The organism is Prosthecobacter debontii (genome assembly GCF_900167535.1).
Classification (GTDB): Bacteria; Verrucomicrobiota; Verrucomicrobiia; order Verrucomicrobiales; family Verrucomicrobiaceae; genus Prosthecobacter; species Prosthecobacter debontii.
The window spans coordinates 86,644-106,038 of record NZ_FUYE01000003.1 but is presented as its reverse complement, the minus strand read 5'-3'; the positions used below and the strand labels follow the sequence as shown (position 1 = coordinate 106,038).

Below are 19,395 nucleotides of genomic sequence, written 5' to 3'. Positions count from 1 at the left end.
GTGCCGCCGACCTGAGTGCCGCCAACCTGAGTGCCGCCAACCTGCGTGCCGCCGACCTGCGTGACGCCAACCTGCGTGACGCCGACCTGCGTGACGCCAAAGCCGACTTCCTAGCAGAGGTTCTCAAGCTTCCTAATGAGCTTGAGTTCCTCCGCGTGGCCCTGGTTGAGGGGCGCGTGGATGGCTCCACCTACTCCGGCGAGTGCGCCTGCCTCGCTGGCACTCTCGCTCATGCGCGCGGTATTGAAAAATACCAAGGCGAGAACATCCCAGCTGCGGTGCCTTTTCAGGCTGCCGCGTCTTCACCACGCGAGCGGTTCTTTCTAGCTATTAGCAAGGGTGACACTCCAGAGACAAATGCCGCTTCCAAGGTCGCTCTGGAGTGGACTGATGAGGCTATCGCCATTCGCGACAACATCATCCGCTTAATGTCACCAGCGGCTAATCATACGGCTGACATTAATCCAGCCTCCTGAGGCGCGCTACGGTCTGGAGTAGCTAACAACTACTCCAGGCAATTCCCATCCACACCGAGCAACAAACTCATGGATTACCTGCCCATCTTCAAACGCCTGCCGAGCTACTTCACGCAGCGGCCCATGTCCGTCAAATATGGCATGTCTCACCAGGTCTATGCCGAGTTGCCCTCACTGAACGCCAGCATCCTGAAGAAGCGCACGCCTCTCGACATGCTGTGGGAGATGCGTTGCCCTGATGATCGGCCACCAAAGGATTGTTTCGACTTAGGAGGTCAACTCCATTGCGCCGTTCTCGAACCGGAACGCTGGCAGAGTGAATTCCATGTCTATGACGGCGACCTACCGACTCAGGCAGAGCGCGCGCGTTGGAGCCAACCCCTCATCTGGATTCCCCCAGATGCGCCCAAGAAGCCCACAAAGGCCCAGCTCAACGCCCCCAAGCCGTCAGCCAAGGCCAAGGAGTCTATCGATTGGTGGCAAGACTTCACCCTGCGAGCAGGAGGCCGGACCATTGTTAGCGAGGAGGAGTATTGCAGAGCCATGGAGTGGCAGCAGTTCCAAGAGAAGACATCAGGGAAGCTACTCCTCACCTCCGCTGAGCATGATCAAGTGATGCAGATGCGCGCGGCCCTGTTTCGTCATCATGAGATCCGTCGTTTGCTCGAAGCTCCTGGTGAAAATGAAGCCGTCGTCGAAGTCTGGGATCCTGAATACGGCGTGATGAAAAAGGCACGCTTCGACCGCCTGCCTAACAAGACTTTCAATGGCAAGGGCGATGCGGTGCCCTCCTTCGTTCTGGATGTCAAAACCACCTCGGCCAATATCGATAGCGACTGGGCCATACGAAATGAGATCCTGAAATGGGGCTATCACATCCAGGCCCGTTATTACCTCGACATCCTCGCCGCCGTCTTGGATGAACCCGCTCGCGATCGGTTTTACATCCCTTTCGTCACCACCAAGGAGCCCTACAAAGCACGGCTTTATGAACTCCACGTGCAGACTCCAGGAGACAACCTCCTGATTGATGCGGGCAATATCCTCTATCAGCGCGGTGAGCACACCGTGGGGCGGCTCCCCATGTTCATTGATGCAGCGCATGAGTTCATTCAGCGCGTTCGGGAGTGCCACGAAGATCCCCTCGGCGCCTGGACGGCCTACGAGCACGAACCCGCGCGCCTCGTCGAGGCCAGCACAAACCGCAACTGATCACCACAACATCATTCAATCTTATGACACACACCAAAGGCGACACAGTTTTTTCACTTCAAGGCGAGGCTGCCACATATATCATGGGACTTAACGGCGGCCATCTTGTTGCACCGTTGTATGAGGATGCCGCGAGCGGCGATTCTTTTGAGGACGATCCTCAAACGTGGAAGCAGGTTTTCACAAAGCCCCCCACCGCTGTATTTGATTCAGAAATCCAGCAATTATTGGAATCAAAGGCACAACTGGAGCGTGATCTCTCGGATATTCGAAAGCAGGTAAAACAAGCTCACAAAGAGGCGAATGAAACGCTGGCGGAACTGTCTAAATATGAGCCGTTGCGTTTTGTTAAGGACTACCTCGATGGGAAGATAACACACTTGGTGGTCGTAGAGGGTTACAGCCAAGATGAAGTTTCGATCCGGCCTATAAGCAGCTACGAGGACAACGATGCGGAGAGAGAATGCCAGGAGGGAAAATGGATGAACCCCATCCGCCTTCTCAGCCTGTATGGTTCGAAAAAGTTGGAATGGCGGATGCATCGGTATGCCCGAGGCTACAGCGAAAGCTCCTGTTTGGCGTTTCCATGCACTTCTGAGGAGCAGGCTATTGAAAAAGCGCACAGCTTGATGGCTGAGATAATTGCCAAGCCCATCCACGACCAACATTTGGAAGGGCGGATCAGAAACGCCTCTCTCATAAACTTCCCAGTTCCCGAAGAATTTATCACCCGACTTAAGGCCTATAAACTGAAGAGTCTCGAAGATCAGGTGAGTAGATGTGAGCAAAGCCTTGCGGAAGCGCGCGCTAAGATGGCCGCTGTGGTGGCAGAGGCTAAAAATGTAGGTCTCAACGCGGGAGGTGCACAGTGAGCGCGGTCATTCACAACACCGACTGTGTTCAGGGCATGGCCGAACACCTAGCCGACGAGTCCGTTGACCTATGTGTCAGCAGCATTCCTTTCGGCGCTCTCTTCATGTATTCCGGCAAGGCGGAGGACATCGGCAACAATGCTGATGGAGTGGACATGCGGGCCAATCAGTTCGGGCTGCACATGCGGTTCTTCATTGAGCAGCTTCGCCGTGTGCTCAAACCCGGCCGTAACGCCTGCATTCACATTCAGCAGCTTCTCCGTTACGTGAACCAGCATGGCTACATGGGCCGTCGTGACTTCCGTGGTGCCGTTGTTGACCTCTTCGCTGCTGGTGGCCTTGAGTGGGTGGGTGAAGTCGTTATTCCCAAAAATCCCCAGGTCATCGCACAACGTCTAAGCCTGCACAGCCTGATGTTCGTCACTGCCAAGACGAACGCCACCAAGTTAGCACCCGCCGTTAACGACTATGTGATGATCTTCCAGAAGCCGGGGGATTGTGAACCACCAGTGAGAGCTATGCGCTGTGCAGAGAAGAACCCTGGTGGCTGGGTATCCTCTGAGGAGTGGATCAAGTGGGCTCATGGCGTGTGGGATGACATCCAAGAAACTGACGTGCTAGACGGCTGGAAATCAGCGCGGGAAAAGGACGAGGAGAAACATGTCTGCCTTGCCTCGGGTTCGCTGGTGCTGACGCGCAACGGGTATGTGCCGATTGAGACGGTTGAGTCTGGCGACATGGTGCTGACTCACATGGGGCGCTGGCGTCGTGTGCTGGAAAAGCGGCACATGGGATTCAAGCCTGTGGTTCAGGTGGAAGCTCAAGGAGTAGCTGAACTGAAATGCACGTCGGATCATCGCTTCTGGACGCGCAATTGCGCGGGACGGGGCGGCAAGGGGCGGGCGGCAGGCTCCATGAATCCATCAGGCCACCGCCGCCGGGCGCGGTCGGCACAGCCGGAATGGATGGAGGCGCACCAAACACTGGGCAGCTATGTCAATCTGCCGCTGCCGCCCGTCGAGGATTCGCCGCTGACAGCAGATGATTGGTGGATCATCGGGCGCTGGCTGGGTGACGGGCATCTGGACTCACGCGAACGGGCGCATATCTCATGCAGCCATGCGGAGGCCGAGGGCTTGCTGACACGTCTAGGCAAGCGGGCCGGGTCGGTGGCGAAGCGGGAGACAGCAACGCAAATTGCGCTCAAGGACCGCCAGGGGCAGCACAGCACACAGTTTACAGCCATGCTGAAGCGCTGTGGGCGTGGTGCAGCCGGAAAGAGGCTGCCAGTTGAGGCGCTATCTTTGGAGCCGGTGAAGGCGGAATCTTTACTTGCCGGGTATCTTTCCGCAGACGGTCATTATGTGGCCAAGCACAAGCGCTGGACGGCCTCCAGTGTTTCGCGCGCGCTGTTGCTGGGCATGGCGATGGTAGCGCAACGGGCACGCGGTGTGGCGGCGAGCGTTTACGCTGGACGGCCTGCCGGAAGCACGGCCATTCAAGGCCGCACGGTGAACACGCGCCAGGATTGGATTTTGGGAATCCCCCCGCGCAATGTTTCCGCAATGATGCTCAATGATGGAGCATGGAAAAAGGTGCGGAAGATCGAAGCCACGGGCGAGGCTGAGGTTTGGGATTTGCAGGTGGAAGGTGACGAGAGCTTTGTGGCTGAAGGCTGCGTTGTTCACAATTGCCCGCTCCAGTTGGAAGTCATCCGCCGCTGTGTGAAGCTCTATACATCTCCAGGTGAAACCGTGCTAGATCCTTTCATGGGCATCGGCAGCACTGCCTATGTCGCCATTGAACAGGGCCGCAACGCGGTCGGCTTTGAACTCAAGGAAAGCTACCACGCCCTCGCTCTGCGCAACCTCGAGAAGCAACAGCGAGAGATGGAAGACGCCGCCGTGAGCGACCTTTTCTCACTCCCAGTTTTGGGAACACTGGACATTGATAACCACAGAATGGTGGAGGGCAGCCTGCCATGAGTGCACGCACCCAACTCACCGACCGCGACCTTGTCGTGAACTTCTCTCCACCCTGGACCTTGGAGGATCACCGCCTGTTCATCCAGACGAAGGCCTTGCCAGAGATGCGGCTCACCTATGACAACGATGGTAACTGGCCACCTCAAGAAAGCTACACCATCACAGCTCCCGCCCGCTTTGCCGGGGTGCTCGGACTGGAAGCTCCAGCTCTGCGCAATCACATGCAGCCACTCTCGGCTTACCTGTTCGACTATCAGCAATGGATCGTGAAGATGGCCGTCGAGGCCAAGCGCTTTGCCATCTGGGCCGATTGTGGGCTGGGCAAGTCACCGATGCAGCTCGAATGGGCTCGCCAAGTCATGCACATCACGGGTGGCAAGGTCCTGATCATGGCACCGCCTGAGGTGTGCCGACAGATGGTCAAAGAAGCCGTGAAGTTCTACCCGGGCGATGCAAGCATGGCTCTCCGACTTCTCGAAAGTCGTGAAGCGCTCGATGCTTGGTGCCAGGAACCAGGATCCGGTCTGGCCATCACCAATTACGAGAAGCTCATCCCAGGCGTGTGCGACTCCATGCGCTATCTCGCTGGCCTTGCCTGCGATGAAAGCTCCATCCTCAAAAGTGGTGGAGGCAAGATCAAATGGAACCTCATCAAGTCCGCCAAGGGCATTGAATACAAGCTCTCCTGCACGGCGACTCCGGCCCCCAATGATGTCATGGAGTATGCCTCCCAGGCGTCCTTCCTTGAGAAGCTTCGCACCGAGGGTGAGATCCTTTGGACGTTCTTCCACCGCAATCCAAAGACACAGCAGTGGATCGTGAAGCCCCATGCAAAGGAAGGCTTCTTCAAGTTCATGGCGAGCTGGTCCATTTACCTGCGCAAGCCATCCGCCTACGGTTTTGCGGATCCTTTCGCTGATGTGCCCGAACCGGAGATCATTGAGGTTAAGCTCAATGCAACCCGGGCACAGAGTGAAGAAGCCCAGAAGTTCCTTCGCAGCTACGACCCTGACAGCTTGATCCCGCAGGATCGGCTTGGAGTCACTGAACGCACGAAGCTCGCACAGATTGCCCGTGGCTTCATCTACGAGAAGCAGGGCAGCAAGACAGTCTCCCGCTACATCTATTCGCTCAAGCCTTTTCAAGTAGAGCAGCTCATCGAAGGCGCATTGAAGGATGGCGAGCAGTGCCTCGTGTGGACGACCTTTGACGAGGAAGCCCACATCATATCCAGCTTGCTGCCTCCAGGTGCTCCTGTGGCCATCTTGACCGGAGCAACGAAAGAGAGCGAGCGAGTCAGGATCCTCGAAGCCTTCGCGGCTGGAGAGATTCGCTGCCTCATCTCAAAAGCTCAGATGCTCGGCTACGGCATGAACTTCCAGTTCTGCACAAGGATGATCTTCAGCGGCTTTGATGACAGCTTCGAGCGCTTCTATCAAGCCGTCCGGCGCTGCTATCGCTACGGCAGCCGTGCTCAGCTCAAGGTCTATGTGCCTTATGTCCCAGGTCTGGAGAATCACATCTGGGAAAACGTGCTCAGGAAAAAGGGCCAATGGGAGGCCGACACCGCACAGCAGGAAGCCAACTACCGCACGGCCCTGGACTCATCACTCGACAGGAGGAAAGCAGCATGATCACCGTCGGTTCCCTTGTTACTCCCCGTGTGCCCATCAAGGCACATTACTCGGAAGGCCCTATCCCTGGAGATGAGCCAGATGAGTTCCACCACTCCCGCTCCATCACCCCAGGCGAACGCTTCGAGGTTATCGCATTGGGCTACGACATAGCCGTCATCATGCCCATCATCGGCGGGGAAGACCTCACCATCTCATGCTCCGACCTGGAGCCCTGGATTCAATAACCCTTCCTCATTCACCCCCACTCTCGCATGAAAACAACACACACTTGGACCACACTCACACCTGATACTGCCGTCGTATCACTCAACTTCTCAATCTTGCCTGCCGTTCATGGCAAGCGCCGAGACACCCTTGTTATCAGTATCAGTCAGGCACTAGCTCAAGAGCTAGGCTGGTCGCGTGGCACAGGCCTGGAGATGCGAGCAAGCAACGACGGCCTGACTTATCAACTGTCACCATCCAAGAATCCTGCGGGCAATCAATCCCGCGCTCTCCAGGAGCATCAAGGGCGTTTCCAATGGCGCATCCCCTGCACGGGTGAGGTGGCCAAGCACTGGAACTTCGAGTTCACCTCAGCCCATCCCCTTCAGGTAAAGGAGATCCAATCCGGCACTCTCATCTTCGGATTCTCCGAAGAACCCACGACTCAGGAGTGAGCCATTTGGAACAAATATCAATTGTGTGTGATGAACGAAACCACAGTTTACATCGGCATAGACAACGGCATCAGCGGCGGGATTGCTGCCATCTCGATCACTCCTGGCACTGGGATCATCGCCCGCACGGCCATGGCCACGCAAAAGACCAGGAAGGGCAACGAGATTGATGTCCGTGGAGTTTGGCGGTTTCTTCAAGACGAGCTCCAGGTTTCCAACAACGTTGACAAGATCGTCATCATTATTGAAGAGCCAGGGGGAAGCAAATCTGCCAGTGCCGCTGCCTCAATGGCGGCTTCTTTCGCTGCTCTTCGAGCTATGTGCGAACTGAAGGGCGTCCGCCACATTCGAATCACACCACAGCGCTGGCAGAAAAACCTGCTGAAGTGCGGCAAAGGAGAGAACAAAGCGGCTGCCCTCACCATGGCCCGTGCCCTTTGGCCGGATGAAACCTGGCTCGAATCCCCGCGCTGCCGCACTCCTCATGACGGCATCATCGACGCGGCACTGATCGCTGAATATGGCCGCAGACAGCGGCTCTGAATTTCATAGGCGCGCGCGGTCCGGGCTACGAGCGCGCCTCCATTTGACACCAGCCTGCATCTGAACATCCACTCCATGAAAGTATACGACAAGGCTCCTCAAGAGGTTCACGACCGCTGTGCGCAGTTGATCGAATCCTACTATCCTGATCTCGCAAAAGCTGAGCTCACGCTCGACATCCTTTTCGCGGTCAATGAGAACGGTGATGCCGTCTCCCACGGCGGGTATCCCGCTTTAGCAATGGTCCGAATTGTTAATCTCAAGGACCGAGTCAAAGGGCTCGCTGATGCTGAGATTACCATTGATCAGAAGGCGTATGAAGACATGACCGATGAGCAGAAGGATGCTTTGCTAGATCACGAACTTCACCATCTGATTGTCCTTAGGGATGACGATGGATTCATCAAAACCGACGATGTCGGCAGGCCTAAGCTGAAGATCAAAAAGCACGATTACCAGATGGGCTGGTTCCGTGAAGTGGCGGTCCGCCATGGGCGCAACTCCCCTGAAGTGTATCAGGCTCGGATCCTTTGGGAGCGAGATGGTCAAGCCTTCTTTCCAATGTTGCTCGGCAATCAAGACGCTGCCTGACCGCCATGAACCCCATCCTCGAAACATTGGCAGGGCCATCCGGTCAGTTTGCCTACCAGATCAAGCCCGCCGAGATGCTGGCCACCGCTCTGGAAACACACCGTGGTGCCCTCAATGCTTCGGGGATGGGTATCGGCAAGACTCACATGAGCCTTGCCGCCGTTCTCCTCACCCAGCGGCAGCCCGCCATCATTTGCCCCAAGCCCTGCGTCGCAGGCTGGCAGCGCGCCGTTGCCCACTTCGGAGTCAAACCGATCTTCATCGGCGGATATGAAGAAGTGAAGCGCGGCTCTCGCCACTTCAACCGCACCGGCTGGCATCTTCCAGAAGGCGCCACAATCATCTTTGATGAAGCCCATCACTGCAAAGGCGGTGAGGATACCGAGAACGGCCGCATGCTCGGCTCCGCATGGCAGGCGGGTTATCCCATCCTCATGCTCTCCGCCACCATTGCCGAGAACCCCGCTGAAATGTGGAGCTCCGGTCAGGTCCTTGGTCTCCATGATGGCAGTCCCGAAGGATTCAAGGCATGGCTCGTCAACATGGGTTGCGAATGGAGCATCGACCGTGAGCGTTGGCAGTTTCCCGCCCGCCACCGTCCACGCCTCAAAGAGATCCAAGCCCACATCTTTGAGGGTTCGCCACCGCGCGGCATCCGCATCACCCCCGAGGCCTTAGGCGATGCCTTCCCTCCCACCGACATCCGCTGCGTCGCCGTCGATCTCCCCGACGAGATTCGCGACAGGATCAACAAGGCTTGGAAGGATTGCCATGACCTCGAACAACGCCTTCGAAAACAGGGCGCGCCATCATGGAAGATCGTTCAGCTCAAGCGCAACACCTGGGCCCAGGCCTATGAGCTGAGCCAGACCGCCAAGGCTCCCTACCTCATCGAGAAAGCCCGCGCCGGAGTCGATGCCGGATACTCCGTCCCCATCTTCTGCAACTACACCGACACGCGAAAGGAAATCATGGCCGGCCTCCACACCCGCTGTGGCATCTTCGGTGGCCAGAAACCTCTGGAGCGCGAGAAGCATCGCCTCGACTTCCAGCAGGACCGCCAGCGCATCATCGTCTGCCAGATCCAGAGCGGCGGCACCGGCCTCGATCTCCACGATGTTGAAAGCGATTTCGAGCGCTTCGCCTTCATCCTTCCTTGTCCCAAGTGGATGCTCATTGAGCAGGCCAGCGGTCGCGTCAGAAGGGCAGGGGGCGGCCCCTCCCAGCAGCGCATCATCTACGCCGCAGGCACCATCGAAAGCACCATGTGCAAACGCCACGCCGAGCGCCTCGCCAACCTCAAAGCCCTCGTCGGAGAGGGCATGGAGATCACCGATGACTAGCCTACTTTTCTCTCTCCCCGCGCCTTCACGCAACGGTCCTTCTGGTAAGACCTGCCAGACCTGCAAACACCTGCGGTTTCACCATCAGACCAGGCGCATCAAATACTGCGCCAAGAAGATCAGCTCTCACACCCACAACGGCATGGCTTTGACCAAGTCTCGAATGCCCGCCTGCCATCATTACGAGGAATCTAAGGCGGTGTAAGGCGGTGATGAATCGTCGCAGATTTCTCAAATATTCCTTTCGATGAAGACCTCTCCCTACATCCCCTTTTACCCCGCTGATTTCCTGGTCGGCACCATGTTCATGACCGCTGAAGAAGTCGGCGCTTACATGCGTCTGCTTTGCTTCCAATGGCAGCAAGGAGGCTTACCTCAAGAGGAAGATAAGCTGGCGCGCATCTCCGGCATTCCGACGAAAAAGCTGAGCGCCGTGCTGGCCAAATTCGATTTGCATGAAGACGGAACGCTGAAAAACGGGCGCATGGAACAAGAGCGTCTGAAGGTCGAAGCAACACGCGAAACCAAAAGCAAAAACGGCGCGAAAGGTGGCCGTCCGCTTAAGCAAAGAGAAAGCGATTCGAAAGCTACCGAAAACCTACCGCTTTCCGACAGCTTAGCTAACCAAAAGCAATCAGAAACAGAAACAGAAACAGAATCAAAACCAAATACCCCCCCTAACCCCCAAGGGGGAATGGATTCAGGAGATCGTCTTTTTGCAGATAACCCTTCCCCCCAACCTGTCCGACATTCCAAAACTTGGAATCCCACCGAACAGCAAATCCAAGTTGCCGCATGGTTCAATCGCAGGCCTAGCACCGTCTGGAGCGAGAAGGAGCAGAAAGCCTGGAGAGCGCTCAAGCTCGAAGACGAAGACCTGGAGATCCTGAGCTGGTTCTACGCCGAGAGCAGCTACCCCTACCTCCGCAAAGACCTCCTCACCCTGCTCAACAACTGGCGGGGTGAAGTGGACCGCGCACGCAACTACAATCCTGAGGAGGGCAGGCGATGATCGCAGCCCAAGCCAACCCCTACGGCCGTAAACGCCATGAAGCACCGGGAGCCGAAGAACTGCTGGAACTCATTCAGCAGCCACTCCCGAGTAGCGAGGAAGCCGAGACAGGCGTCATCTCATCGTGGATGTGGATGCCGCATCTCCTGGAGGATGGCGGCGTGCAGCCCGCAGCCTTCCATCACGAGTCGCGTCGCATCATCGCCAGTGAACTGATGTCCCTGCATGTCATGGGGAATCTCCCCGTGCATGACGGTCAATTCGATGCTGCCCTCTTCACCCATCATCTCCGCAACCGTGGCCTTTTGGACAAAGCAGGCGGCCCCAGTGCTATTACCGAACTCGCCACCTCAATGCCCGTCCCTGGGCATTATATCCAATACCGGAAGATCCTCACCGAGTGTTTTCAAAGAAGACAGATCATCCATCGCCTCCTGCTATCGGTTGAGAAGCTGCAAACCCTCGGTCGCACCGGTGAAGATTTGCCAGCCGTTGTGTCAGAAATCCATACCGGTCTTTCTGACATCGAGACCGATGACGACAGCGCCGATCTTCCCTGCCGCACCATTCAGTCCATCATCACCACCGTGGTGGAAAAGGCCGAGCATCGCGCCAACAATCCCGGTGTGCTCCCCGGAGTCTCCACCGGCATCACACGCCTGGATGAACTCACGGGCGGACTCCAGAGAGGCCGTCTATGGGCCGTGCTGGCGGAGAGTAGCGAGGGCAAAAGCTCCCTCTGTCGCCAGATCGTCGAAGAAGCCTGCAAGCAAGGCCACGCAGGCGTCATCTACACCTATGAAATGATGGATGACGAAGAAGCCGGGCGCATGATTTGCTCCCAAGGCGTCGTCTCCAGCAACACGATGAAGACCGGCCACTTCACCCGTGCCGAACTGCAAGGCTTTCAACAAGCCTGTCAGGACATCCAGCGTTGGAACATCGCCATCGTCGATGTCGCCGGTCGTCCCATCGAAGACATCCACCGCGACATCCAGCGCCGTAAACGTCGCCTCAAAGCAGGGCAGGAACTCATCGTCATGATTGATTACATCCAGCTCGCCCTCACCCGCAAAGAATGCAACAGCCGTCAGCGCGAGATCGCCCACATTACCGGCAGCACCAAACAAATCGCCAAACGCGCAGGCTGCACCATCCTCATGCCCAGCCAGGTGAACAAAGACGGCGAAGCGCGCGAGGCCATGGACATCGAGCAAGACGCCGACATCGAGATCAAGATCATCAAACCGGAGAAGCCCAAGTCGTCAAAGAAGCAGCCTTGGAAGAAAGGCGCGGATGACGAAGAAGATGATCCCATCGCTAAGTCCAAGCGCCTCCTCAAACTCGCCAAAAACCGCGACGGCCCCAAAGGCGACTGTGTCCCCGTCCGCATGGTCGGCCCCCATTTCCGCTTTGCCGAGTTTCAGCCTGAACAACAAGAGCTTTTATGACGAATGATTTTATGGAGCGACTTCTCGATGCGCCTGAGATGCAGTGTGATTGCCATCGGCACAAAGGTCGCATATGCATGATATGCCACGCCCGCATGAATAGCGGGAAAGTTAGCCTCGGCGCATTCTTTACAGACAAGCGATGGGAGGAATTGACGCAGGCGGCATTCACGAAACCATCCCCTGATAATCATCCAGAGTGAGAGCCTCTGGTTTCTTCAGCATCGCCGAGTAGTGGTATTCCGCCACGATCAACGTCACACGCAGACGCTGAGCCGCTTCATAGAGGGAGCCCGTCTTCGTCGCCCACACCGCGCCGAAGTGCTTTCTCAGCTCATGTGCAGCTTTCACGCGATCTGGGATGAACTGTCGCAGCCACTCATTATGATCCCGGTAGATCAGGTCATACCGCTCTGTCTTCGACTTCGCTGGAATCAGATAACCCTTCCGCTTCTTGAAATAGGCCGCCAACTCCGGTGGCACCGCCACCACGCCTTCAGAGCGCTTCGGCATCGCTTCACCCTCACGTTTGATGATACGCATCTCCATGCCGCCCTCTTTCGTCTCGCTTAGCCAGTGATCTTGAGCCCGATCAATCTCACTATCTCGCAACCCCATCAGCCGCACCATCAGATGGATGGCCCAGAGACGAACGTCCTTCAGTTTCAGTGCAGGCAGCGCCTGATCCATCTCTTTGATCGCCTTCTGAGGAATCGGCTTGTCTGAGTAGCGATGACTCTCTTCCTCCAGATAAGGCACATTCAGGAAACCCTCCAGAGCCTCCGGCATTACAAAGCCAGCCTCTTTATAATCCAACAGACGTTGCTTGGAGAACAGCGATCGAGCAAACCGGAGTTGAGAATTCGCCGTCGTATTGCCAGACGTCAGTCGCTTTGTTTCCGCCCGCTTTAGTCCCTGCATCTTCGCCTGGTATGAGCGCGCCAGTTCCGCCGTCAGCACATCCAGGCGCTGCTTCTCCGCCTTCTCCTTATCATAGCCATACACCGTCTGCAGCAGCAGCAGCACCGCATTGCTGTAGCTATTTTGAGTCTTCTCCCTCACGGCCAGGTGCGAGGCCTTCCCAAACTCAATGATCTCCTGGATTGTCGGCACGCCCTTGCGCGACTTCGTCGCCGCGCGATCCGGCCTACCATCCAGCACCTCCGCAATCCTCAGCTTCGCCCGATCCTTCGCCAGTTTAAGGTCGGAGGTATCACAGCTTTGAGCCACCCGCTTCCCATTCTTCTGGACCCGCACCCACCACGGCGAATTTTCATCCCCACGTTTGAAGAGAAGATACGAGCGACCCCGAAAAATCACGGTCGGAGGCTGCTTAGACTCGGATTTTGTAGCCGCTTTTGTAGCCATTTTCTTTTGCCGAACCTTGCCGGATTATGCCTTTTTTTGCAAACCGTTTTCAGCGCGACAAAAACGCGGGCAGTGTGGAACACTTGAAGTGGTAATGTGGAACCTCTTATTTTCTGAGATTCAAGCTGGAGCCGAGTGTCGGATTTGAACCGACGACCTGATGATTACAAATCAACTGCTCTACCACTGAGCTAACCCGGCTAGTCACCCGTGTTACGGGGTACGGAGTTTAATGGCTGGATGCTTTTCAGCAACCGATTTTCGAATTGCTTTTGCAATTGGTTCTTCACGTGACAGACGCAAAAGCCTGATCTATGGGCAAAAAGCATGCGCATTCTTTGGGTTAAAACGGGTCCACTCCATCCCCTGGACACAGGGGGCAAGAGGCGCACCCATGCGATGCTGACACAGATCAGTCGGGAGCATGAGGTGACTTACCTTTCGCTACTGCCTGAGGGCATGGAGGTATCGACCGAGGAAAAAGCCGATCCTTATGCCCGGCATAAAATCTGGGTTCCCACGGAGGTGCCCTCCCGCACATCGCTCAAATTTTGGACGAGGCTGATTCAGAACACTTTTTTTAGCAGCCTGCCTTATGCGCTTCAGCGCTATCAAGAGCCAAGGATGCAGACTGAGCTTCAGCGGCTGGCCGCGGAGTCGGCTTTTGATCTGGTCATCTGCGATTTCCTTTTCCCTGCACCTGCGTTCCTCGGGGTGAAGTTTGCCTGCCCGGTGGTGCTCTTTCAGCATAACATTGAGGCCTTGATCTGGAAACGTTTGGCTGAGTCGGCGCCGTCGATGATGCGGCGGCAATTCCTAAACATGCAGTATCAGCGCATGCATCGTTGGGAGGACAAGCTGTCTCGTCTCTTTGATGGTGTTATCACGGTGTCACCAGATGATTCACGATTGGCCCGCGAGCTGTATGGTTTGACCAATGTGTTGGGGGATGTGCCCACGGGGGTGGATGTGCAGTTTTTCAAGCCTGCTTCTTCACCGCCCCCGCCTTTTACCATCGGCTTCTTGGGTTCCATGGATTGGATGCCCAACATTGATGCCTGTCAGTATTTTCTGGATGAAATCATGCCGTTGGTGCATGCCCAGCTTCCTGGGGTGGTGCTGAAAATCATTGGCCGCAATCCACCGGCGCACTTGAAGGCTCGGGCCAGTGATAAAGTCATCGTCACTGGCACGGTGGATGATGTGAGACCGCATGTGCATAGCTGTCATGCCATCGTGGTGCCTCTCCGTGCAGGTGGAGGCACGCGCATCAAAATCTATGAAGCCATGGCCATGGGGGTGCCAGTGATCTCCACCACCATTGGGGCTGAAGGGCTACCCATCGTCCATGAGTCAGACATCCTCCTGGCTGATGATGCGTCTGCTTTTGCGCAAGCCATTGTGCGGTTGGTGGAGGATCCGGCTTTGGCCGACAAGCTGGCTAAAAAGGCTCGTTCCAACGTGGAGAATCATTATTCCTGGACGGCTGCCACGCGCACTTTTATGGACCTTTGTGCGGCCTGCCCGCCTCGCTCGAATTGATCTCTTTTATGGCTGCTGAAACTCAACGCACGCTCGAACGTCTGCGCCACCATTACGAAGTGGAGAAGGAACTGGCTGGGCGCTTGCGCAAATCGACCCGTGAGGAACGTGTCAGCTTGTTCGCCACGCTCTATGGAGAGCTCTTTGAGCGGGTGCCGGATCACCCTCGCCTGACGCGTCGTGTGACTCCTGAGGATAGTCGTCGCAAGGTGGCTGCGCAGATGCGGATTCTGGCACCGTTTTTGAAGGCTGATAGCGTCCTGCTGGAGTTCGCGCCAGGCGATGGACGCTTGGCGGCTGCGGCAGCGGCCAAGGTGAAAAAGGTCATCGGGGTGGATATCTCCGATCAGCGTGAATCCGCAGACGAGTCCCCCGCGAATCTTGAACTCGTGGTTTACGATGGCTACAATCTCGATGTCCCGGATCGGTCTGTGGATGTTTGTTTCAGCTATCAGTTTCTGGAGCACTTGCATCCAGACGATATTTCCCCTCACTTTGAGACAGCGCGGCGCGTCTTGAAGTCTGGTGGAGTGTATGTTTTTGACACGCCTCATCGCTACACGGGGCCACATGATATCTCGGCGTTTTTTACCGACGAACTGGAGTGTTTTCACTTTCAGGAATGGACGCATCGGGAAATGAGAAAGCTGCTGAAGAAGCACGGCTTTTCCACCACGTGGGTGTTTCGCTTCGGTAAACCTCAGCGTGGGTTCCTGATGAATGCTCTCGTGGATGGTTTGGAACTTCTGATGAGTCCCGTGCCACACAAGATACGTCGGCGTTTGTGCTATCGTTTGTTACCGGCGGTCACCTTAGCGGCAGTGGCGGACTAAATCATGAATGCATCTTCCGAGGTTCGTGTCCTGCACGTGTTGGATTCTCTGGCTCCAGGTGGACTGGAGAATGGGGTGGTGAATGTGGCCCGTCGCTTGCATGGAGACGGCTTCAAGATTGAAGCGGCTTGTTTGCGCTTTCGGGGAGATTTTGCCGAACGGATGCCAGAGCCCGATAAAGTCGTTGTGATGGGTAAAACCACGGGCTTTTCATTGAAAGCCGTGCTGGCGCTGCGCAAACACATGCTGGCCACGGGGGCCGACGTTTTACATTCGCACAATCTAGGCACGCTCATCTATGCGGTGCTTGCGACCCTGGGGGGGCGGACGCATCCGATCGTTCATGGCGAGCATGGGCAGGTGCAGAAGCAAGACCTGACCCCTAAACGGCTGGCTCAACGCCGTTGGCTGTTTAAGCTCTGTCAGAGCGTGCATGTCGTCAGTGGCGGCTTGAAAGTGCACCTTCAGGAGCTTGGCTTTGATCCTCAAGACAAGATCGTCGTGACCCCGAATGGAGTGGACAGTCAGCGTTTTTCTCCTGCGGAAGATAAGGCGATGGCGAAGCAAGCGTTAGGCCTGCCTGGAGATGCGGTGGTGGTAGGCATCGTGGGGCGTCTCGTGGCCTTGAAGCGGCATGAGATGCTCTTTACGGCTTTCGAAAAATTGGCACCCAAGTGGCCGAAGTTGCGTCTTTTGGTGGTCGGAGATGGAGGTGCGGATCGCGAGCGTTTGATTGAGGCGATGAAGCAGCATCCCTTTGTGGATCGATTGATCTGGGCAGGGCATCAAAACGATTTGGCCAAGTATTATCGGGCCATGGATCTGCTGGCGGCCCCTTCGGAAATCGAAGGTTTATCCAATGCAGTTCTTGAAGGCATGGCCTGCGCCGTCCCTGTGCTGGCCCACTCAGCCTGTGGCAATGCCGAGGTGATCGAAAATGGCCTAACTGGATTTTTGGCAGACATTCAGGATGCAGACATGCTGGCGGATTGCATTGAGGCACCGCTCAAAGATCCTTCACTGCTAGCGCGCTGCGGAGCTGGAGCGCGGGAGACTGTGCTGAAACGTTATTCCATGGAGGCGATGGCCGATTGTTATCGGAAACTGTATCGCGACGCCGCTGCCTAACCTTGAGGTCATGTCATGTGGAATATTTGAATCAGCGAATGGACGATGGATCGCGTCTTTTCGCGATCTTCAAGTTCCCGCTGTCCTGGGGCATCTTGCGGCCGCATTTGGAGCAAATGGAAGGGCTTAAGGTGACAGGCTTTGTCACCGATGGTGTGACGGAAGGTTGGCTGGACTTCGAATACTTCGGCCAGCGTTTTAGCATCAACGACCCGCTCGGTGAGTTCTACGTTTTTGCGGAAGATGGCGAGTGTCCGGCATTCATCCTGGGAGAGTTGATGAAGCATTTCAGGAAGCTGAGTCCAAGCGCCTGATTCGACGCCCTTCCCACGCGCCGATTCCCGTGATGATCAGTCCCAGAAGGCTGACAAACCATCCTAGGGTTGTGGCTCCAGGGCGGAGAACACTGTGGGCGGGATTCTTGGGATCATAGAAGACCGTCACCGTCTTGGTGGGCTGCCAAGCAGCATAGGTCGGTGAGGTCTGATACTCGTCATGCACCTTGTCGCGATCCTTTCCTGAGAGTGGCAGGGAATCGGAGGAATGAGAAAATGTGCGGCCCTCATATCGCTGACCATTGGCGTCGTAGCGATAGGTGATCGCAATCGAATACACGAGGCTCTTTCCTTGGGGCTGCTCGACGACACGAGCACTCAAAACGATCCCCTGAGTCGTTGGCCATCGAGCAGATGCTAAAGCGGGGGCGAGCAGTAAGACCCCGAGACCTAGGATCAAGAAGCCGCCTGAGAGCAGGGCAATAAAAAGCCACTTGGGCAGCGCTCGGTTTCTGGGAGCGTCAGGGGGCATCAGATTTGGGGGTGTCTTGCTCTTTTTCCCATCGCGTTAGAGCTTGTTCGACAGCCTTTAAAAAAGCATTGCCACGATGCTCGTCTTGGCCTGTTCTGAGATAGATCATCGTTCCGGTTAACCAAGAACTGGCGAGTCCGATGAGCAGCATGATGGCCAATAGAATCCAACTTCCATAATAAGATTCCCATGATCCGATGGGGCGTCCTAAAGTATGATTCATCGCATGGTCAAAGGGTGACGAGAGCGGCGCCCATTTGCTGGAATAGGTGAGGTCGATTTGAATCCCAACCAAGGTTAGCAGAGCGACGAGACATAGGGAGCGTCGTGGGAAAAAGAGAGCAAAGAAGGATGCTCCACAGAGCAGGGAAACCCCGATGACCCAAAGGCTGAAAAGAGGTAGGATGAGGTTCTCGGTCACAAGCGCCCGCCCTATGAGGTGAATGATTGCTGCTACAATGAGGAACGATACACCGAGGAATCTCATAATGAGGGTGAAGGACTCATGGAGCGAATGGCGCTAAGCCACAAACTTCCCGGGATTGAGGATGCCGTGGGGGTCCAGAGCTTTCTTCAGGCGGGAATGAACGTCACGGCTGCCAGCGGTGATGGCTTCAGGGAACCAGCGGCCTTTGGCGATGCCAACGCCGTGCTCACCAGTGATGGCTCCATCCCAGGCGATGATTTGGCGGAACAGTTTATCCAGGGCATCTTCGGCGCGGGCGCGCTGTTCGGGATCATCCATGCTTGGCACCATGATGTTGACGTGAATGTTGCCATCTCCGGCATGGCCGAAGCTGGCGATCGGGAAGCCACATTCGTTTTGCAGAGCTTCGGCAAATTCCACCAGATCGACCAAGCGGCTGCGTGGCACGACGATGTCTTCGTTCAGCTTGATCAGTCCAGTATTCCTCAGGCTGTAGCTGAACTCGCGGCGCAGTTTCCAGAAGCGTTCACAGGCCTCTTCACCCAGAGCTTCTTCCAGGGACAGACAACCCAGTTCACGCACGAGTTTGGCCAGTGTCAGCAGTTCACCTTTGACGGAATCCTCCTGACCGTCGATCTCCACCAGCAGGTGAGCGTCGCCTGTGGGGGTGACGGATTCGCCGAGGTATTCACGAGCGGCGCGCAGGGTGAATTTATCGGCGATCTCCAGAGCGCTGGGCAGGAAGCCGGCATTCAGAATGCGCTGCACGGCATTGGCGGCTTCAGCAAAGGTAGTGAATCCAGCCGAGAGCATGGCACGCATGGGTGGATGGGGAATCAGGCGCAAAGTGGCTTGAGTCACGACGCCGAGCAGTCCTTCACTCCCGACCATGATGCCGACAAGATCAAAGCCAGTTTTGTTTTTGTGACAGCGCCCTCCGGCTTTGACGATTGTTCCATCGGCTAACACGGCTTCCAGGCCTAACACATAATGCCGAGTGACGCCATATTTGAGGCAACGTGGTCCACCTGCATTGGTGGCGATGTTGCCGCCCAGGCTGCATTCTTTCAGGCTGGCGGGGTCAGGGGGATAAAACCAACCGAGTTCGCGCACGGCAGCTTGCAGGTCTCCCGTGATGACCCCGGGCTGCACCACGGCCACCCCATCGGCGATGTTGATCTCCACAATCTTGTTCATCCGTGCGAGCGAAAGCGCAATGCCCCCGCGCAGAGGCACGGCGCCGCCGACATAACCCACACGTGAGCCTTGGGGGGTCACAGGGATCTGGTGTTCATTGGCATAACGCAGGACTTTCGAGACATCCTCGGTGGACTCGGCATGCACCACCACCTCGGGCGAATTGGAGGCAAACCATTTGTCGGTGCTATGCGTTGCCAGATCTTCCGTAGTGACGGAGACACAGGAACTACCAATGAGGGAAATGAGATCGTCTGCCAGGGAGGCCATCCGACACGCTAGACGGCTTCGACGGCAGGCACAAGATTTTGC

General features: G+C 56.3%; 20 protein-coding genes and 1 tRNA gene. 16 read left to right on the top strand and 5 right to left on the bottom strand.

Annotated features, from left to right (window positions below; all coding sequences use genetic code 11):
• The 12 genes from B5D61_RS05210 to B5D61_RS05150 all read left to right on the top strand — a co-directional run.
• Positions 1–476: pentapeptide repeat-containing protein (locus B5D61_RS05210; protein WP_139373107.1), on the top strand; the 476-nt coding region annotated here is incomplete at its 5' end.
• Between the two features lie 69 nt (positions 477–545).
• A complete protein-coding gene (locus tag B5D61_RS05205; RefSeq protein WP_078812259.1) occupies positions 546–1,688 on the top strand; it encodes a PD-(D/E)XK nuclease-like domain-containing protein in 1,143 nt (380 codons plus the stop codon).
• 23 nt (positions 1,689–1,711) lie between these two features.
• Positions 1,712–2,560, top strand: a complete 849-nt coding sequence (locus tag B5D61_RS05200) for a hypothetical protein (protein ID WP_078812258.1) — start codon at positions 1,712–1,714, stop codon at positions 2,558–2,560.
• Between the two features lie 35 nt (positions 2,561–2,595).
• On the top strand, positions 2,596–4,545 hold the full coding sequence (locus B5D61_RS05195) for a DNA methyltransferase (protein ID WP_139373074.1): 1,950 nt from the start codon (positions 2,596–2,598) through the stop codon (positions 4,543–4,545).
• A complete protein-coding gene (locus tag B5D61_RS05190; protein WP_078812256.1) occupies positions 4,542–6,179 on the top strand; it encodes a helicase-related protein in 1,638 nt (545 codons plus the stop codon). Before B5D61_RS05195 ends, B5D61_RS05190 begins: the two co-directional genes overlap by 4 nt.
• Positions 6,176–6,406, top strand: a complete 231-nt coding sequence (locus B5D61_RS05185; protein ID WP_078812255.1) for a hypothetical protein — start codon at positions 6,176–6,178, stop codon at positions 6,404–6,406. The genes B5D61_RS05190 and B5D61_RS05185 overlap by 4 nt, the downstream gene beginning before the upstream one ends.
• A 27-nt stretch (positions 6,407–6,433) precedes the next feature.
• Complete coding sequence (locus B5D61_RS05180) at positions 6,434–6,841, top strand: hypothetical protein (RefSeq protein WP_078812254.1); 408 nt, start codon at positions 6,434–6,436, stop codon at positions 6,839–6,841.
• Positions 6,842–6,871: 30 nt separating this feature from the next.
• On the top strand, positions 6,872–7,384 hold the full coding sequence (locus B5D61_RS05175) for a RuvC family protein (RefSeq protein ID WP_078812253.1): 513 nt from the start codon (positions 6,872–6,874) through the stop codon (positions 7,382–7,384).
• A 75-nt stretch (positions 7,385–7,459) separates the two neighbouring features.
• Positions 7,460–7,975, top strand: coding sequence for a putative metallopeptidase (locus tag B5D61_RS05170; protein ID WP_078812252.1), 516 nt, complete (start codon positions 7,460–7,462; stop codon positions 7,973–7,975).
• Between the two features lie 5 nt (positions 7,976–7,980).
• Positions 7,981–9,318, top strand: a complete 1,338-nt coding sequence (locus tag B5D61_RS05165) for a DEAD/DEAH box helicase (RefSeq protein WP_078812251.1) — start codon at positions 7,981–7,983, stop codon at positions 9,316–9,318.
• Between the two features lie 247 nt (positions 9,319–9,565).
• Positions 9,566–10,330, top strand: a complete 765-nt coding sequence (locus tag B5D61_RS05155) for a YdaU family protein (protein ID WP_078812249.1) — start codon at positions 9,566–9,568, stop codon at positions 10,328–10,330.
• Positions 10,327–11,781, top strand: coding sequence for a replicative DNA helicase (locus B5D61_RS05150; protein WP_078812248.1), 1,455 nt, complete (start codon positions 10,327–10,329; stop codon positions 11,779–11,781). The genes B5D61_RS05155 and B5D61_RS05150 overlap by 4 nt, the downstream gene beginning before the upstream one ends.
• A 168-nt stretch (positions 11,782–11,949) precedes the next feature.
• Here the strand turns inward: B5D61_RS05150 and B5D61_RS05145 are convergent, their stop codons facing one another.
• A complete protein-coding gene (locus B5D61_RS05145) occupies positions 11,950–13,101 on the bottom strand; it encodes a hypothetical protein (protein WP_176159233.1) in 1,152 nt (383 codons plus the stop codon).
• 174 nt (positions 13,102–13,275) lie between these two features.
• Positions 13,276–13,350, bottom strand: a tRNA-Thr gene (locus B5D61_RS05140).
• A gap of 126 nt (positions 13,351–13,476) precedes the next feature.
• On the opposite strand from B5D61_RS05140, the gene B5D61_RS05135 reads away from it, so the two are divergent.
• From B5D61_RS05135 to B5D61_RS05120, 4 genes are read left to right on the top strand one after another with little or no spacing between them, the layout of a single operon-like run.
• Positions 13,477–14,691 carry a glycosyltransferase gene (locus B5D61_RS05135; protein ID WP_078812246.1) on the top strand — a complete coding sequence of 405 codons (1,215 nt, stop codon included), beginning with the start codon at positions 13,477–13,479 and terminating at the stop codon, positions 14,689–14,691.
• An 8-nt stretch (positions 14,692–14,699) separates the two neighbouring features.
• The gene (locus tag B5D61_RS05130) at positions 14,700–15,524 is read left to right on the top strand and encodes a class I SAM-dependent methyltransferase (protein WP_078812245.1); all 825 of its coding nucleotides are present in this window, start codon (positions 14,700–14,702) and stop codon (positions 15,522–15,524) included.
• A 3-nt stretch (positions 15,525–15,527) separates the two neighbouring features.
• Positions 15,528–16,652 carry a glycosyltransferase gene (locus B5D61_RS05125; protein ID WP_078812244.1) on the top strand — a complete coding sequence of 375 codons (1,125 nt, stop codon included), beginning with the start codon at positions 15,528–15,530 and terminating at the stop codon, positions 16,650–16,652.
• Positions 16,653–16,690: 38 nt separating this feature from the next.
• Complete coding sequence (locus B5D61_RS05120; RefSeq protein WP_078812243.1) at positions 16,691–16,966, top strand: ferredoxin reductase domain-containing protein; 276 nt, start codon at positions 16,691–16,693, stop codon at positions 16,964–16,966.
• Here the strand turns inward: B5D61_RS05120 and B5D61_RS05115 are convergent.
• Genes B5D61_RS05115 through B5D61_RS05105 form a run of 3 tightly spaced genes read right to left on the bottom strand, consistent with a single transcriptional unit; the run spans position 16,941 to position 19,353 of the window.
• Positions 16,941–17,459 carry a DUF3592 domain-containing protein gene (locus B5D61_RS05115; RefSeq protein ID WP_078812242.1) on the bottom strand — a complete coding sequence of 173 codons (519 nt, stop codon included), beginning with the start codon at positions 17,457–17,459 and terminating at the stop codon, positions 16,941–16,943. The two genes, B5D61_RS05120 and B5D61_RS05115, sit on opposite strands and share 26 nt — an antisense overlap.
• Positions 17,449–17,946, bottom strand: a complete 498-nt coding sequence (locus B5D61_RS05110) for a hypothetical protein (protein WP_139373073.1) — start codon at positions 17,944–17,946, stop codon at positions 17,449–17,451. The genes B5D61_RS05115 and B5D61_RS05110 overlap by 11 nt, the downstream gene beginning before the upstream one ends.
• 33 nt (positions 17,947–17,979) lie before the next feature.
• Positions 17,980–19,353 carry an FAD-binding oxidoreductase gene (locus B5D61_RS05105; protein ID WP_078812240.1) on the bottom strand — a complete coding sequence of 458 codons (1,374 nt, stop codon included), beginning with the start codon at positions 19,351–19,353 and terminating at the stop codon, positions 17,980–17,982.
• Positions 19,354–19,395: the final 42 nt, after the last annotated feature.

Excerpts from the sequence above, each read along its gene's own strand:
- B5D61_RS05130 (WP_078812245.1), top strand. The coding sequence starts at position 14,700 with ATGGCTGCTGAAACTCAACGCACGCTCGAACGTCTGCGCCACCATTAC.
- B5D61_RS05185 (WP_078812255.1), top strand. The coding sequence starts at position 6,176 with ATGATCACCGTCGGTTCCCTTGTTACTCCCCGTGTGCCCATCAAGGCA.
- B5D61_RS05175 (WP_078812253.1), top strand. The coding sequence starts at position 6,872 with ATGAACGAAACCACAGTTTACATCGGCATAGACAACGGCATCAGCGGC.
- B5D61_RS05125 (WP_078812244.1), top strand. The coding sequence starts at position 15,528 with ATGAATGCATCTTCCGAGGTTCGTGTCCTGCACGTGTTGGATTCTCTG.
- B5D61_RS05170 (WP_078812252.1), top strand. The coding sequence starts at position 7,460 with ATGAAAGTATACGACAAGGCTCCTCAAGAGGTTCACGACCGCTGTGCG.
- B5D61_RS05205 (WP_078812259.1), top strand. The coding sequence starts at position 546 with ATGGATTACCTGCCCATCTTCAAACGCCTGCCGAGCTACTTCACGCAG.
- B5D61_RS05200 (WP_078812258.1), top strand. The coding sequence starts at position 1,712 with ATGACACACACCAAAGGCGACACAGTTTTTTCACTTCAAGGCGAGGCT.
- B5D61_RS05110 (WP_139373073.1), bottom strand. The coding sequence starts at position 17,946 with ATGAGATTCCTCGGTGTATCGTTCCTCATTGTAGCAGCAATCATTCAC.
- B5D61_RS05155 (WP_078812249.1), top strand. The coding sequence starts at position 9,566 with ATGAAGACCTCTCCCTACATCCCCTTTTACCCCGCTGATTTCCTGGTC.
- B5D61_RS05135 (WP_078812246.1), top strand. The coding sequence starts at position 13,477 with ATGCGCATTCTTTGGGTTAAAACGGGTCCACTCCATCCCCTGGACACA.
- B5D61_RS05180 (WP_078812254.1), top strand. The coding sequence starts at position 6,434 with ATGAAAACAACACACACTTGGACCACACTCACACCTGATACTGCCGTC.
- B5D61_RS05115 (WP_078812242.1), bottom strand. The coding sequence starts at position 17,459 with ATGCCCCCTGACGCTCCCAGAAACCGAGCGCTGCCCAAGTGGCTTTTT.
- B5D61_RS05120 (WP_078812243.1), top strand. The coding sequence starts at position 16,691 with ATGGACGATGGATCGCGTCTTTTCGCGATCTTCAAGTTCCCGCTGTCC.
- B5D61_RS05190 (WP_078812256.1), top strand. The coding sequence starts at position 4,542 with ATGAGTGCACGCACCCAACTCACCGACCGCGACCTTGTCGTGAACTTC.
- B5D61_RS05195 (WP_139373074.1), top strand. The coding sequence starts at position 2,596 with ATGGCCGAACACCTAGCCGACGAGTCCGTTGACCTATGTGTCAGCAGC.
- B5D61_RS05105 (WP_078812240.1), bottom strand. The coding sequence starts at position 19,353 with ATGGCCTCCCTGGCAGACGATCTCATTTCCCTCATTGGTAGTTCCTGT.
- B5D61_RS05150 (WP_078812248.1), top strand. The coding sequence starts at position 10,327 with ATGATCGCAGCCCAAGCCAACCCCTACGGCCGTAAACGCCATGAAGCA.
- B5D61_RS05165 (WP_078812251.1), top strand. The coding sequence starts at position 7,981 with ATGAACCCCATCCTCGAAACATTGGCAGGGCCATCCGGTCAGTTTGCC.